Source organism: Pedococcus aerophilus, from assembly GCF_039532215.1.
GTDB lineage: Bacteria > Actinomycetota > Actinomycetes > Actinomycetales > Dermatophilaceae > Pedococcus > Pedococcus aerophilus.
In genome coordinates, this window is the sequence record NZ_BAAARN010000003.1 from 34,743 (window position 1) to 48,768 (window position 14,026).

Sequence of the window (14,026 nt, forward strand, 5' to 3'; positions counted from 1 at the left end):
GCAGTGCGACAACTGCCGATGACAAGTCGAATTCCCTTGTAAATAAATGAAACTCGATCGCTGAGCACGAGCACGGTCCATGAAAGTACTTTCATGCCCAGAACCGTTGACAGGCCACCTTTCACCGACCCAAGGTGACAACACATTCATCACCCCGGAAGGTCAGTCAATGTCGACGAAAACCAAATCCGTTGTGGCTCTTGCCCTTTGCGGAGCCATGGGCCTGTCGGCCTGCGCGGGCAGCCGCTCAGCAGGAGGCGAGGGAGGTGGAGGCGCTGGTGGCGACGGCATGATCGCCCAGCTCAACTTCCCGTCGGACGCACCGGCGACCATCGGTGGACTGGTGGACTACAACCCTTACGCCGTCAACGCGGTCACCAAGACGTGGCTCTACGAGCCCCTGATGATCCGCAACGGCATCACGTGCAAGGTCACCCCATGGCTCGCCACGGACTTCACGTGGGACGGCGGCGCGACCACCCTCGACTTCACCATCCGCGACGGCGTGAAGTGGAGCGACGGCCAGGCCTTCACGGCCAAGGACGTCGCCTTCACGCTGAACCTCGCGAAGCAGTACGCCGCGCTCGACCGCGCCGGCATCTGGACCGACGTCTTCGGCGCCCCGGCCAAGAGCGTCACCGCCACGGGCAACAAGATCCGGATCGAGTTCACCGGCAACGCCGCTCCGAAGTTCGACGAGCTCATCAAGATGCAGGTCCTGCCGGAGCACGTCTACGGTAAGGTGGGCGACCCGACGAAGTACATCGACAAGGCGCCGGTCGGCACCGGTCCGTTCAAGGTCGGCAGCTACAACGGCCGCCGCCTCGAGCTGGTCCGCCGCGCCGACTACTGGCAGGCCGACAAGGTCAAGGTCCAGAAGCTCGTGCTCGAGGGCAACTTCGAGGCTGCCCAGGCGGCCCTGAAGCTCAAAGCCGGCCAGCTCGACGCCTACCAGGGCGAGATCCCGAACCCCAAGCGTGCGTTCATCGACGCCGACCCCAAGACCAACCACCTGTACTTCCCGCCGAACGGCATGACCGTCTTCTCGCCGAACGTCGAGAAGGCACCGTTCAACGACGTGAAGTTCCGCGAGGCCATCGCCCAGGGCTTCAACCGCCAGGAGATGTCCGACAAGGCGACGTACGGGATCATGAAGCCCGCCAGCCAGACCGGGCTCAAGCTCCCCGCCGCCGCGAACCTCCTCCCGGAGCAGTACGCCGCGAACGGTGGTGCCAACACGGTGATCCCGTTCGACACCGCGAAGGCCAACCAGATGCTCGACGCGGCCGGCTACGCGAAGGGTCCCGACGGCAAGCGCACGACTCCTGACGGCAAGCCGATCAACATCACCTTCACGGTCCAGGCCGGCTACATCGACTACCAGTCGATGGCCGAGGTGATCGTCCGCGACCTCAACGCGATGGGCGTGAACTCGAAGGTGCTGGCCACCGCCCCTGAGTCGGTCGACGCGCAGAAGAAGAGCGGCGACTACCAGGCGATGCTCGAGTACCTGCACGGTGGCTGCGAGAACGCCAAGAACATCGGCGGCAAGCTGGCCTCCAACCAGATCCCCACCAAGACCGCGATCCTGGGCAACGTCGAGCGCTTCCGCGAAGCGTCCACGGACGCCACGGTCAAGGAGCTCAGCGCCACCGTCGACGAGGCCAAGCAGAAGGAGCTCGTGGGCAAGCTCGTCGACACGATGATGACCAAGTACCCGGTCGTCCCGCTCATCTACGCCCCCGCGCGCATCTTCTACCGCACGGACAAGGCCGTCGGCTGGCCGGACGAGGCGAACCCCTACGCCCAGCCCGCCGACGACCGGCTGCTGATCATCACCAACCTCAAGCCCGCCAAGTAGCCCCGGCGAGGCACAGGTCCAGCAGCATCCCGCGCCAGTGGGGCACCGACACCCGGTGCCCCGCTGGCCCCCGGGGCCGTGAGGCCCACCACGAGCTCGACGGCCTGCGGCCCGAGGGCGCACACGGACAAGGAGGTCCGCCGTGAGGTACTTCGTCCGCAAGATCGCGTTCTTCCTCGCGACCCTCTGGGCCGCGATCACCCTGAACTTCATCATCCCGAGGCTCCAGCCGGGTGATCCGGCCGAGGTGATGGTCCAGAAGCTCGCCGGCAAGGACGCGCAGCTCAACCCCGCTGCCGTCGAGGCGATGCGCGCCATGCTCGGCGCCCCCGAGGGCAACCTGTTCACGCAGTACGTCAGCTACCTGGGGGCCCTGTCGCGCGGCGACTTCGGCATCTCCTACACGTACTACCCGTACCCGGTGACCGAGGTGATCGGCCAGGCCCTTCCCTGGACCCTGGTCCTGGTCGGGGTCACCCAGGTCCTGGCCTTCATCATCGGCATCACCCTGGGCGCGTACGCCGCGTGGCGGCGCAACACCCGGTTCGACAGCATCGTGACGCTGGGGTCCACGTTCATCGGGACGCTTCCGTCGTTCTGGATCGCGTTGCTGCTGCTGTTCTTCTTCGGCTACACGGTGGGCTGGTTCCCGACCAGTGGCGGGTACTCCGCCTCCACGCCGGGTCTCAACGGCCCCTTCATCACCGAGGCCGTGTCGCACTCGTTCCTGCCCGCCCTGTCGCTGCTCATCACGGCGCCCATCGGCTGGATCCTCGGCATGCGCAACACCATGGTGATGAACCTCGGCGAGGACTACATCCGGCTCGCGAAGGCCAAGGGCCTCCCCGACCGCGTGGTCGCCCTGCGGTATGCAGCGCGAAATGCCTTGCTGCCCAGCGTCACCGGCTTCGCCATCGCCTTGGGTGGCGTGCTCGGTGGCTCGATCCTCGTGGAGCAGATCTACGACTACCCCGGCATGGGGCGGCTCATGGGTGAGGCGATCGGCAACCGTGACTTCCCGCTGCTGCAGACCCTGCTCCTGTTCATCATCGTCGGCGTCCTGCTGGCGAACCTCGTCGCGGACCTCCTCTACGGGGTGCTCGACCCGCGTGCACGGAGGGCGCAGTCATGACCGCAGGAATCGTCCAGACCGGCTCTGAGGAGCGTCCCGGCGACGCCACGGACGAGCGGAGCGAAGGCGACGCCGGCTACAGCCAGCAGCGCTGGTGGCAGCTGCTGTGGAGCAACACCAAGGCGCGCGTGGGCATCATCCTGCTGCTGGCCTTCGTCCTGGTCGCGGTCTTCGCACCGCTCATCGCCCCCTACGAGGGCACCCGCTCCGACTTCGAGGCGCTGCTCCCCGTCAGTGGTGACCACCTCCTCGGCACCACGAGCCAGGGTGCGGACATCTTCTCCCAGCTCGTGTACGGCAGCCGGGTGTCCCTCGCCGTCGGGCTGTTCGGCGGTCTCGTCTCGACCGCGATCGCCCTCGTCATCGGCATGTGGTCGGGATACAAGGAGGGGACGGTGGTCGACGACGTCCTGTCCTTCATCACCAACGTCGCCATCGTCGTCCCCGTGCTCCCCCTGATGATCGTGCTGATCGCCTACAGCGAGGTCCGCGGCATCCCGCTCATCGTGTTCGTCATCGGGGTCACGTCGTGGGCCGGTCACGCCCGGGCGAAGCGCTCGCAGATCATCACCCTGCGCAACCGCGACTTCGTCACCGCGGCGAAGTTCGCCGGCGAGGGCTCGGGGCGGATCATCTTCCGGGAGATCATGCCGAGCATGACCTCTCTGGTCGCCGCCGGCTTCGTCGGGGCGTCCACCGGCGCCATCGGCGCGGAGGCGGGCCTGTCCTTCCTCGGCCTCGGCGACCCGAACTCGATCTCGTGGGGAACCATGCTCTACCAGGCCGACTCGCAGGGGGCCGTCGGCCAGGGGCTGTGGGCGTGGGTCCTCGCACCCGGCCTCGTCCTCGCGCTGCTCATCACCTCGCTGACGTTCATCAACTTCGGCGTCGACCTGCTGTCCAACCCCCACCTCCGGGAGGACTCGTGACGACCACCGACCGCACCGCGGCCGACCCGCTCACCGTGACCGGCGCGAGCACCGACAGCCGCCCCAACGGGGGCCCCCTGCTACGGGTCCGTGACCTCAGCGTCCGGTTCGAGCCGAAGATGTCGCCGGCCCTCACCGCCGTGGACAAGGTCAGCTTCGACCTCCACGACGGCGAGTTCGTCGGGCTCATCGGAGAGTCCGGCAGTGGCAAGTCCACGCTGGCCATGGCGCTGCTCAGCCTGCTCGAGCGACCGGGTCGGATCAGCAACGGCACGATCGAGTTCGACGGCCAGGACATCGCGTCGATGTCGCAGGAGGATCTGCGGAAGCGTCGCTGGCGCGACATCGCCACCGTGTTCCAGAGCAGCATGAACTCGCTCAACCCCGTCATGCGGGTCGAGGCGCAGTTCCGTGACGCCATCGAGGAGCACAGCGACCTGCGCGGTGACGCCGTCACCGCCCGCGTCCGTGAGCTCTTCGAGATGGTCATGATCGACGAGAAGTTCATGAGCGCGTACCCGCACGAGCTGTCCGGCGGCATGAAGCAGCGCATCAACCTCGCCCTCGCCCTGTGCAACCGGCCGCGCTTCGTCCTGCTCGACGAGCCCACGACCGGGCTGGACGTCGTCGTCCAGCGCTCCATCCTCGAGGCGGTCCGCCGGCTCCAGAAGGAGCAGGGCTTCGCCGTGCTGTTCATCAGCCACGACATCGGCACCGTCATGGAGCTCTCCGACCGCATCTTCGTGATGTACGCGGGGCAGCTCGTCGAGCAGCAGGCAGCTACCACCCTGGTGAGCGACCCGCTGCACCCCTACTCCAAGGGACTGCTCGGCTCCTACAGCAACCCCAGGGCCGACACGGTGCGGGTCACCTACATCCCCGGTCGACCGCCGGACCTCACGCGGCCCATCAGCGGCTGCCGGTTCGCGGCGCGCTGCCCGGAGGCCATCGAGCGCTGCACCACCGACGAGCCCCAGCTGCTGCCCCTCGCGGGTGGGCGGGTGGCCTGCCACGTTGCGCACCTCCAGCGCGGACCGTCGCAGGACAAGCCCGAGGGACTGCCGGAGCGCACCTCACGGTTCGCCGGGCCGGAGTTCGTCAAGACCGCCGAGGACACCGAGCGCGCCCTGCGCGGTGAGGTGTTCCTCGAGGTCGACTCGGTGACCAAGGTCTTCGAGCGCCGACGCGGCCTCAAGAAGCAGCAGACCCTGGCCGTCGACGACGTGTCGTTCTCCCTGCGCAAGGGCGAGGTCACCGCGCTGGTCGGCCAGAGCGGAAGCGGCAAGACGACGCTCGCCCGCATGATCACCGGCGTCGACAAGCCCACCCGCGGGACGATCCGCTTCACGGGCTCCGAGGGCACCATCGCGGTGGAGAAGCTGCGCACCCGCCAGCTGCGCGACTACCGCAAGCACGTGCAGATGGTGTTCCAGGACCCCTACAGCTCGCTGAACCCGGCACTCACGCTGCGCTACACGCTGACCCGGCCGCTGCGGAACCACCGCGGGCTGTCGGCGCAGGAGGCCGACAAGGTCGCCGGTGAGCTAATGGAGACCGTGGCGCTCACGCCGAGCAACCGGTTCCTCGACCGCTACCCGCACGAGCTGTCCGGTGGCCAGCGCCAGCGCGTGGTCATCGCCCGCGCCCTGGCGGCCAACCCGGAGCTCATCGTCGCGGACGAGCCCATCTCGAGCCTCGACGTCTCCATCCGCGCCGAGGTGCTCGAGCTGCTCCAGGAGCTCGTCACCGCGCACGACATCGGGGTCCTCTACATCACCCACGACCTGCTCAGCGCCCGCCTCCTCGCGGACGAGATCCTCGTGCTCTCCAACGGCGTCGTCGTCGAGCAGGGCCACGCCCTCGACGTGATCCGGAACCCGAGGGACGCGTACACGCAGACCCTGCTCGACGCCATACCCAACCCGTTCGAGCAGGCGACCACCGTGTCCTGAGCGTCCGGGGCGGCGCCGCCTGCTTGTCCATGACGGGCGCGCCAGCAAGGATGCTCCCCATGGACAGGGCCCCCCGGTGAGCGTCGAGGCCGACGACCGGCCGGTGACGATCTACACGGTGGCCGAGCGGGCCGGGGTCAGCATCGCCACCGTCTCCCGGGTGCTGCAGGGGTCGGCCCGCTCGTCCCCCCTCACCCGCCAGAAGGTCCTGCGTGCCGTCGAGGAGCTCGACTACGTGCCGCTGCGCGCCGCCCGCACCTTGGACGTCAAGCGCCACGAGGCCCATGGGCTGGTGCTCCCCGGGCTCACCGGTCCGTACTTCGCCGAGCTGCTCGCGGGCTACGAGTCCACGGCGGCGCAGTACGGCCAGTCCGTCGTGGTCGTCCTGGCTGCCGGCCTCGCCGACCTCGACACGACCCTGCGCACGCTGCTCGCCCGGGTCGACGGCCTGGTCCTCACCCACGGCACCGCGAGCGACTCGATCATCCGGACGCTGGCGACCAAGACGCCGACCGTCGTCCTCGCCCACGCGCCGATCGAGGGCTGCGACACCGTCGTCGTGGAGAACCGCGAGAGCGCCGAGGAGCTGACCACCCACCTGCTCGAGCACGGTCGCCGCAAGCTGGTCTTCGTCGGGGACCCCGAGACGTCGCACGACATCAGCGAGCGCTACGACGGGTTCGTCACCGCCCTGTCGTCCGCGGGTCTCGAGGAGGCGAGGCCACCGATGCGCGTGTGGTTCGAGGAGTCCTCGGCCCTCGAGATCGTCCAGACCCTGATGGACGATCCGGGCGGTGTCGACGCCCTGGTCTGCGCGAACGACGAGCTCGCGCTGGCGACGATGACGCTGCTGTCCCGTCGCGGTGTGGTCGTGCCGCGCGATCTCGCGATCGTCGGGTTCGACGACATCATGGCCTCGCGCTACGTCGACCCCGGCCTGACCACCGTCAAGCAGCCGACCCACGGCCTGGGCCGGTGGGCGGCCATCCGCCTGCACGAACGCATCCAGGGCCGTACCCGTGACGTCGCCCCGCAGATCCTGCCCACCCAGGTGGTGCGGCGCGGCTCGTGCGGGTGCCCGTGGGACGGCCCCGAGATCCGCCCGAGGCAGCGGCAGCCCGTCGCCGCCGACAGCATCGCCAGCCCCGCCTGACCCAGTCGCCGCGACCGGGCCGTGACCTCGTCGCGCCCCAACCGTGACGAGCAGTTCTCCGGGACGTGACCCGCGCCGGCGGACGAGCCGCCATGCTCTGCGGCATGCACGGGGGACCTGGCGGGGAGCGGGGCGCGCGAGCCCGGACGGCGTTGCGGTGGCTGGGTGCCCCGCCGACCGTCCTGGCCCTCGTCGTGCTCGTCCTCAACGACCACGTGTGGAAGCACCAGTGGCCGGGTCCGGTCACCGGCAAGGTCAGCGACGTGGCCGGGCTGCTCGTCGCCCCGCCCCTGATCGCCCTGGCCATGTCCCCCTTGCGTATGGTGCGCCGCCCCGACCGCTGGGCGGTCGCCGCCGTGGCACTCGGGTTCACCGCGACCAAGACGAGCGACGCCGGTGCGGCCACGGCGTCGGCGGCGTGGTCGATCATCACGCCGTCCTTCGTCCGCGCCGACGCGACCGATCTGCTCGCCCTGCCGGTCCTGCTCGTCGCCCTCGCCACGGCGCGGTGGGCGCGAGCACCCGGCCCGGACCTGCGTCGTCGCGCCACCCTGGCCGTCGGCGCCCTCGTCCTCCCCGGCGCCGTCCTGGGCACCGCCGCCACCTCGGCCTGCATGGAGCACCCCGAGGTCCGTGCGGTCACCGCGGTGTCCGGACGGCTGGCCACGAGCCCGCTCGGCTGGACGGAGGACTTCGTCGTCAAGGCCGACCACCGCGAGCAGACCGTCCAGGGCGGAGCCCTGGTGGACCTCACGCCAGAGGACCGCGAGCGCGTGGAGGGGGCCGAGGGCACCTACCGTGACCCCTTCGGCACGACCGTCACGCAGGCCTGCTCGCGCGCGCAGCGCGAACGGTGCTGGCGCCTGCCCACGAGGGGTCGCGTGCTGGTGGAGGCGAGCACCGACGGGGGTCGCACCTGGGCCCGTGACTACGCGCCGGGCAAGCGCTACCGCGAGGAGGTCGTGGCGGAACTCGGCGAGAAGTGCGACGAGGCAGCGGTGTTCGACGTGACCGACGTCGCGGTGGCCGACACCCCCGATGGTCCTGTCGTCGCGGTGGCCCTGCGTGCGGCCGGGCTGGCCGTCCGGTCTGCGTCCGGCTCATGGACCCGGGTCCCGTTTCCCGACGACGAGGAGGTCGGCACGCCGGTCGGCACGACCTCGCCCCCGCCGAGCCTGTCGGGCGGCACCAGCAGCACTGGGGCACCTGGCGGCACCGACCGGCCCACCCCGGCACCGGAGCCCCTCGTCCCGCTCGACCCCCTCACCCCGCACCCCCCGGAGCCCACCGGCGGACGGCCCACAGGTCCCCCGACCCGGTCCTGCACCGTGCAGTGCCAGCACCAGGACCGCACCCCGGAACCGGCCCCGACGCGGGTCTGACCTGCACCGACGAGGTTGGGGAATGCAACCATCAAGTTGATGGTTCAACTTCTCATGACCCAGACCCACGATGACCTGACCGAGCTGACCGAGCTCGAGGCCCAGTTCGCCGACCGGCTCGAGCTCACCCCCGAGGCCGCCGACCTGCTCTTCCGCGAGGCCCGCAGCGCCAACTCCTTCAGCGACGAGCCCGTCACCGACGAGCAGGTGCGCGCCATCTACGAGCTCATCAAGTGGGGTCCCACCGCGATGAACAACCAGCCCCTGCGCATCGTCCTGGTCCGCTCCCCCGAGGCCCGTGGCCGCCTGGTCGAGCACATGGGTGGCAACAACAAGCCGAAGACCTCGACCGCCCCGCTGGTCGCCGTCCTCGCCGCCGACGACGACTTCCACGACGAGCTGCCCACGGTCTTCCCCGTCTTCCCCGGCGCTCGCGACATGCTGGCCGCCGACGACGCCAACCGCCGCACCACGGCCGACCTCAATGCCGCGCTCCAAGCCGCCTACTTCATCATCGGCGTGCGCGCCGCGGGTCTGGCCGCAGGCCCGATGACGGGCTTCGACGCCGACGGCGTGACCCGCGAGTTCTTCCCCGACGGCAAGCACCGCGCGTTCATGGTCGTCAACATCGGCCGCCCGGGCCCCGACGCGTGGTTCGACCGTCTTCCGCGGCTCGGCTACGACGAGGTCGTCACCACCGCCTGACGGCCACGATCTGGACAGTGTCCTAAACCCGTTGCGGTCGACGCCGAACCGATTTAGCGTCGAGGTACACGGAAGGGAGGTGGTCCAGGAATTGATTTCTTATTGGACGCGTGAGGTGACTGCGCGCTAGGTGCGCAACGTCGACTGCTTCGACGGCGCAACGTGCGCAATCCCAAGCAGTTCACCGCAGCCCGTGGGCCGTGCAAGTCGTCCCCTGCACATGCTGAGCCGCTGGATTTCGGCGAGGCAGGGCCCGCGGGCTGTTCCATGCCCAGAGGTGCTCAGAGTGGCCAGAGGTGCTCAGAGGTGTCCGGAGGTGCTGCCCGGACACAGCGGTGGACGGCGGCCTCAAGTCCCCCGACGAGGCCACCGCCCACCTGTCCGTGGGGCGCCGCGAAGCGCCCGGTTGCCGCTGAGCGGCCCGTCCCCTAGGCCCGCAGTGTGGCAGCCTCGGCCGCCAGCTGCTCGATGCGCGCCCAGTCGCCGCCGACGACGGCGTCCTTGGGGGTCAGCCACGAACCGCCGACGCAGCCCACATTGGGCAGCGCCAGCCAGTCGGCGGCGGTCTCGCGCGTGATGCCCCCGGTGGGGCAGAACCGCAGCTGCGGGCACGGCCCGGAGACCGCGGACAGGTAGGGGCGTCCACCACTGGCCTCGGCGGGGAAGAACTTCATGGCCTCGAGCCCGGCCTCAGCCAGGGTGAGCATCTCGGTGAGCGTGCCGGCCCCCGCGAGCAGCGGCAGGCCGGAGGCCAGCGCTGCCTCGAGGAGACGCGGCGGCGAACCCGGCGTCACGATGAACTGGGCACCGGCGTCCTGCACCTGCCGGACCTGCTCGGGGGTCACCACGGTGCCGGCGCCGACGACCATGCCCTCGACCTCCGAGGCCACTGCCTCGATGGCACCGAGCCCGGCTGCGCTGCGCAGCGTCAGCTCGATGACCGGTATGCCGCCGCGCAGCAGCGCCCGCGCGAGCGGCACGGCCTGCTCGACGGAATCGACGACGACGACGGGGATGACCGGCGCCAGGTCGAGGATGTCGGCCTCGCTGGAGATCACGGGCTTGGCCACGGGAGCGGACCCGGTCCGTGCGGCGGTCGGGACGGTCATCGGGTCTCCTCGGAGGTCACGGTGGCAGTGGTGTGGTCGTGGGCGCGGCCCAGGCTCGCGAAGACGTGGGCACCCTCGTCGGCGCGGCCCACGGCGGCGCGCATCGGGGCGAACAGCTCACGCCCCGTACCCACACCTTCCTCGCCGACCCGCTGGGCGGGCAGGCGCGCCATGAAATCGTCCTCGTCGACGAGCACGTCGAGGCGACCGGTGCGGGCGTCGACACGGATCACGTCGCCGTCCTGGATCTTCGAGATCGGGCCTGCGTGCACGGATTCCGGCGTCACGTGGATGGCTGCCGGGATCGCCCCGGACGCTCCGCTCATCCTGCCGTCGGTGACCAGGGCGACGGCGTGGCCGCGCTTCTGGAGGACACCGAGGGAGGGGGTGAGGGCGTGCAGCTCGGGCATCCCGTTCGCGCTCGGGCCCTGCTCGCGGATGACGACGACGACGTCGCGGTCGAGCTCGCGGCGCGAGAACGCCTGGAGGAAGCCGACCTGGTCGGTGAAGACTCGGGCCGGGGCCTCGACGACCTTGTGGGCGTCGGCGACGGCCGACACCTTGATGATCGCGTGGCCGAGCGTGCCTCGCAGGACGCGCAGCCCACCGTCGGCGGCGAACGGGTCGGTCGCCGGACGCAGGACAGCGGGGTCGAGCGACTCGGCAGGGGCGTCGACGAACGTCAGCGCACCGTCGACGACCTCGGGCTTGCGCGTGTAGTGGCGCAGCCCCGGTCCGGCGAGGGTGAGGACGTCCTCGTGCAGCAGGCCCGCGTCGAGGAGCGTGCGGACGAGGTACGGCGTGCCACCGGCGGCGTGGAAGTGGTTCACGTCGGCGGGACCGTTGGGGTAGATGCGGGCGACCGAGGGGATGACCGCCGACAGGTCGTCGAAGTCCTCCCACGTCAGGTCCACGCCGGCCGCCGCGGCCATCGAGATCAGGTGCATCGTGTGGTTGGTCGAACCGCCCGTGGCGAGCAGGGCGACCACACCGTTGACGACCGACTTCTCGTCGACGACCTGGCCGATGCCGTAGGGCTGCTCGGACGCGGCGATCTCGGCGACGCGGCGCGTGGTGGCGTCGGTGAGGGCCTCGCGCACCGGGTCGTCGGGGTGGACGAAGGCCGCACCCGGGAGGTGCAGGCCCATGACGTCCATGAGCATCTGGTTGGAGTTGGCGGTGCCGTAGAACGTGCACGTGCCCGGCGAGTGGTACGACGCGACCTCGCTCGCGAGGAGCTCGTCGCGCCCGGCCTCGCCCGCGGCATAGGCCTTCCGGGTCTCGGCCTTGTCGGCGTTGGAACGGCCGCTCGCCATCGGGCCGGCGGGCACGAGCGCGGTCGGGAGGTGGCCGAACGACAGGGCGCCGGCGACGAGGCCGGGCACGATCTTGTCGCAGACACCGAGCATGAGGACGCCGTCGAACACGTCGTGCGACAGGGCGATCGCCGTCGACATCGCGATGACGTCGCGGCTGAACAGGCTGAGCTCCATGCCGGCGCGGCCCTGGGTGATGCCGTCGCACATGGCAGGCACGCCACCAGCGACGCGGGCCACGGCGCCGACCTCGCGAGCGGTCTGCTTCATCGCCTGCGGGTAGTGCTCGAACGGCGCGTGCGCGGAGAGCATGTCGTTGTAGGACGTGACGATGCCGAGGCTGACCCCGGTGTCGGCGGCCATGGTGGTGCGGTCGCTCCCGCCGCACGCCGCTACGGCGTGGGCGAGGTTGGAGCACCCGAGGTCGGTGCGGGCGGGACGCAGGCTCAGCTCGGACGCCGCGCGCGAGAGGCGCTGCAGGTATGCCGTGCGGCTGGCGTTGCTGCGGGCGGTCACCCGGGCGGTGACCTCGGCGACGACGGGGTGGATGGCGGTGGCCATGGAGCTCCTGGACTTCGGTGACTTCGGCGGTCGGGAACGTGGACCGCGCGAACGACGTCCTTGGCGTGCGCGTGTGATTCGTTTCACAAGTGTGCCGACGTCTCAGGATCCATCAACGGCCATCCCGCCATGCGGACACCTCGTGGAGCAGCACTCCCCGCGCGACCCGTTCGTGCCGACCGGGGTGCCGAGTCGACACCGGTCCGCCACGATGGGGCCATGAACGAGTGGATCGAGCGGCTGATCGAGAAGGTCGAGAACGTCATCTACCTGGCGGTCGCCCTCATCCTCTTCGCCATCGCCGGGGTGATCATCGTCAAGACGGCCCTGTCGTTCAGCGACCTCGGCGGCGGCAGCGTCGTCGACGTGTCGGCCGAGATCCTCGACCTGCTGCTGCTCGTGTTCATCGTCGTGGAGCTGTTGTTCGCAGTGCGCACGACGCTGTCACGCCGCGAGCTCGTGGCCGAGCCGTTCCTGCTCGTCGGCATCATCGCCTCGATCAAGGAGATCGTCGTCCTGTCGGTCAAGGCGCCGGACCTGCTCGGCAAGCCCGAGTTCGCCGACACCGTGCGGCTGATGGCCCTGCTGACCGGGACGATCATCGTCCTTGCGCTGAGCTCGTTCCTCCTGCGCCGCAAGGAGCGCGAACCGAGCGAGGGCGCCAACTCGGGCAACGGCGAGGACGAGGTCGAGGAGGACGTCGACGGGGAGGACGAGAACGACCGCGAGCACCGGGCCTCGGCCGGAAAAGCATGACCTGACTGTCGATCCGGTCGTCCGGGCGAGGGACCGTCTTCTCGCTCAGGGTTGGCGGCGGGACAGGCTCCAGCTCGCGGGGTCGTCGAGCGTCCCCTCGCCGGTGCGGGTGAAGACGAGCCGGTCGTGCAACCGGTTGCGGCGGCCACCCCAGAACTCGACCTCGTCGCAGTGCACGCGCCAGCCGCCCCAGAAGTCGGGGACGGGGACGTCGTGGGCGTTCCCGTGGTCGGGGAACTGCGCTGCATACCGGTCGTAGGCGGACTCGAGGCCGGCCCGGCTGCCGACGGGCTGGGACTGCTGGGAGGCCCATGCCGAGATGCGCGAGGCCCACGGGCGGGTGAAGAAGTAGCCCTCGATCTCCTCGCGGTCGAGCTCTTGGGCCCGGCCGCGGAAGCGGATCGCGCGGAACATCGACGGCCACGTCAGGGCCGCGGCGATGCCACCGGTGGCAGCGATCTCCTGCCCCTTGGCCGAGACGGTCGCGGTGACGAACCCCGGCCCCCGGTCGTCGAAGAAGCGCATGAGGACGGTGCGGACGTTGGGCTGCCCGTCGGCGTCGACGGTCGCGACGGACAGGGCCGTCGGCTCGGGCACGTCGCCCTGCGCCTCCGACCGGGCGATCGCCTCGTCGACCCACAGGCGGGCCTGCTGCCAGGGCGTGGCAGCGACCTGGTCCTCGGAGAGCCCATCGCCGCTGTAGTCCACGCGCCGCGCATCTGTCATGGTCCGAGATTAGGGTGAGGAGCAGACCGCAGCGACAGGGAGGCACGATGCCAGGCAAAGGCAAGGCCGTCGGCAGCATGATCCGGTGGGGTGTGAAGTACGGCCCCCACGCCGTCGTGCTCGCCCAACAGGCCAAGGAGCCCGCGATGGCGGCGGCCCAGAAGGTCCTGGACCGGCAGAAGGCCAAGCGACGCGCCATCGAGCACGCCGGGACGGTCCGCGACGGGTCGGTGCTCAAGACGTTCGACCCGCGCGCCGACCACGGTGAGGCCGTGTGGGTGGTGTTCTCGGGCGAGGACCCGATCGCCGCGCACCCCACCACGACGACGCCGATCCCCGAGCTCATCGCCAACAGCGACCTGTCGACGCGGGTGCGCCCCGCCGACCTGCCCACTCCTGCCGAGCGCCTCAAGCAGATCCCGCGTCGCCGCGGCGTGCGCTGAG

At 70.2% G+C, this 14,026-nt stretch carries 12 protein-coding genes; 9 read left to right on the plus strand and 3 right to left on the minus strand.

Annotated features, from left to right (window positions below; genetic code table 11):
• The first annotated feature begins 289 nt into the window (after positions 1-289).
• From ABD286_RS12170 to ABD286_RS12200, 7 genes are all read left to right on the plus strand, one after another.
• A complete protein-coding gene (locus ABD286_RS12170) occupies positions 290-1,861 on the plus strand; it encodes an ABC transporter substrate-binding protein (protein ID WP_344193764.1) in 1,572 nt (523 codons plus the stop codon).
• A 142-nt stretch (positions 1,862-2,003) separates the two neighbouring features.
• Positions 2,004-2,993, plus strand: a complete 990-nt coding sequence (locus ABD286_RS12175; protein ID WP_344193766.1) for an ABC transporter permease — start codon at positions 2,004-2,006, stop codon at positions 2,991-2,993.
• Positions 2,990-3,922 carry an ABC transporter permease gene (locus ABD286_RS12180; RefSeq protein WP_344193768.1) on the plus strand — a complete coding sequence of 311 codons (933 nt, stop codon included), beginning with the start codon at positions 2,990-2,992 and terminating at the stop codon, positions 3,920-3,922. Before ABD286_RS12175 ends, ABD286_RS12180 begins: the two co-directional genes overlap by 4 nt.
• The gene (locus ABD286_RS12185) at positions 3,919-5,874 is read left to right on the plus strand and encodes an ABC transporter ATP-binding protein (protein ID WP_344193770.1); all 1,956 of its coding nucleotides are present in this window, start codon (positions 3,919-3,921) and stop codon (positions 5,872-5,874) included. The genes ABD286_RS12180 and ABD286_RS12185 overlap by 4 nt, the downstream gene beginning before the upstream one ends.
• A gap of 76 nt (positions 5,875-5,950) precedes the next feature.
• The gene (locus tag ABD286_RS12190; protein WP_344193772.1) at positions 5,951-7,027 is read left to right on the plus strand and encodes a LacI family DNA-binding transcriptional regulator; all 1,077 of its coding nucleotides are present in this window, start codon (positions 5,951-5,953) and stop codon (positions 7,025-7,027) included.
• Between the two features lie 104 nt (positions 7,028-7,131).
• A complete protein-coding gene (locus ABD286_RS12195; protein ID WP_344193775.1) occupies positions 7,132-8,409 on the plus strand; it encodes a hypothetical protein in 1,278 nt (425 codons plus the stop codon).
• A 39-nt stretch (positions 8,410-8,448) separates the two neighbouring features.
• The gene (locus ABD286_RS12200) at positions 8,449-9,114 is read left to right on the plus strand and encodes a malonic semialdehyde reductase (RefSeq protein WP_344193777.1); all 666 of its coding nucleotides are present in this window, start codon (positions 8,449-8,451) and stop codon (positions 9,112-9,114) included.
• Between the two features lie 428 nt (positions 9,115-9,542).
• On the opposite strand, the gene eda is transcribed toward ABD286_RS12200, so the two are convergent.
• A complete protein-coding gene (gene eda, locus ABD286_RS12205) occupies positions 9,543-10,223 on the minus strand; it encodes a bifunctional 4-hydroxy-2-oxoglutarate aldolase/2-dehydro-3-deoxy-phosphogluconate aldolase (protein WP_344193779.1) in 681 nt (226 codons plus the stop codon).
• The gene (gene edd, locus ABD286_RS12210; RefSeq protein WP_425565370.1) at positions 10,220-12,100 is read right to left on the minus strand and encodes a phosphogluconate dehydratase; all 1,881 of its coding nucleotides are present in this window, start codon (positions 12,098-12,100) and stop codon (positions 10,220-10,222) included. The genes eda and edd overlap by 4 nt, the downstream gene beginning before the upstream one ends.
• A gap of 219 nt (positions 12,101-12,319) precedes the next feature.
• Here edd and ABD286_RS12215 point away from each other — a divergent pair, with 219 nt between their 5' ends.
• Complete coding sequence (locus ABD286_RS12215; protein ID WP_344193781.1) at positions 12,320-12,856, plus strand: phosphate-starvation-inducible PsiE family protein; 537 nt, start codon at positions 12,320-12,322, stop codon at positions 12,854-12,856.
• A gap of 45 nt (positions 12,857-12,901) precedes the next feature.
• Here the strand turns inward: ABD286_RS12215 and pdxH are convergent, their stop codons facing one another.
• Positions 12,902-13,582, minus strand: coding sequence for a pyridoxamine 5'-phosphate oxidase (gene pdxH, locus ABD286_RS12220; RefSeq protein ID WP_344193784.1), 681 nt, complete (start codon positions 13,580-13,582; stop codon positions 12,902-12,904).
• Positions 13,583-13,629: 47 nt separating this feature from the next.
• Here pdxH and ABD286_RS12225 point away from each other — a divergent pair, with 47 nt between their 5' ends.
• Positions 13,630-14,025, plus strand: a complete 396-nt coding sequence (locus ABD286_RS12225) for a hypothetical protein (RefSeq protein ID WP_344193786.1) — start codon at positions 13,630-13,632, stop codon at positions 14,023-14,025.
• The last annotated feature ends 1 nt before the right edge of the window (position 14,026 follow it).

Bases quoted from the DNA above. Each gene is read 5' to 3' on its own strand.
- ABD286_RS12170 (WP_344193764.1), top strand. From the start codon at position 290: ATGATCGCCCAGCTCAACTTCCCGTCGGACGCACCGGCGACCATCGGT.
- ABD286_RS12180 (WP_344193768.1), top strand. From the start codon at position 2,990: ATGACCGCAGGAATCGTCCAGACCGGCTCTGAGGAGCGTCCCGGCGAC.
- ABD286_RS12195 (WP_344193775.1), top strand. From the start codon at position 7,132: ATGCACGGGGGACCTGGCGGGGAGCGGGGCGCGCGAGCCCGGACGGCG.
- ABD286_RS12200 (WP_344193777.1), top strand. From the start codon at position 8,449: ATGGTTCAACTTCTCATGACCCAGACCCACGATGACCTGACCGAGCTG.
- eda (WP_344193779.1), bottom strand. From the start codon at position 10,223: ATGACCGTCCCGACCGCCGCACGGACCGGGTCCGCTCCCGTGGCCAAG.
- edd (WP_425565370.1), bottom strand. From the start codon at position 12,100: ATGGCCACCGCCATCCACCCCGTCGTCGCCGAGGTCACCGCCCGGGTG.
- ABD286_RS12215 (WP_344193781.1), top strand. From the start codon at position 12,320: ATGAACGAGTGGATCGAGCGGCTGATCGAGAAGGTCGAGAACGTCATC.
- pdxH (WP_344193784.1), bottom strand. From the start codon at position 13,582: ATGACAGATGCGCGGCGCGTGGACTACAGCGGCGATGGGCTCTCCGAG.
- ABD286_RS12225 (WP_344193786.1), top strand. From the start codon at position 13,630: ATGCCAGGCAAAGGCAAGGCCGTCGGCAGCATGATCCGGTGGGGTGTG.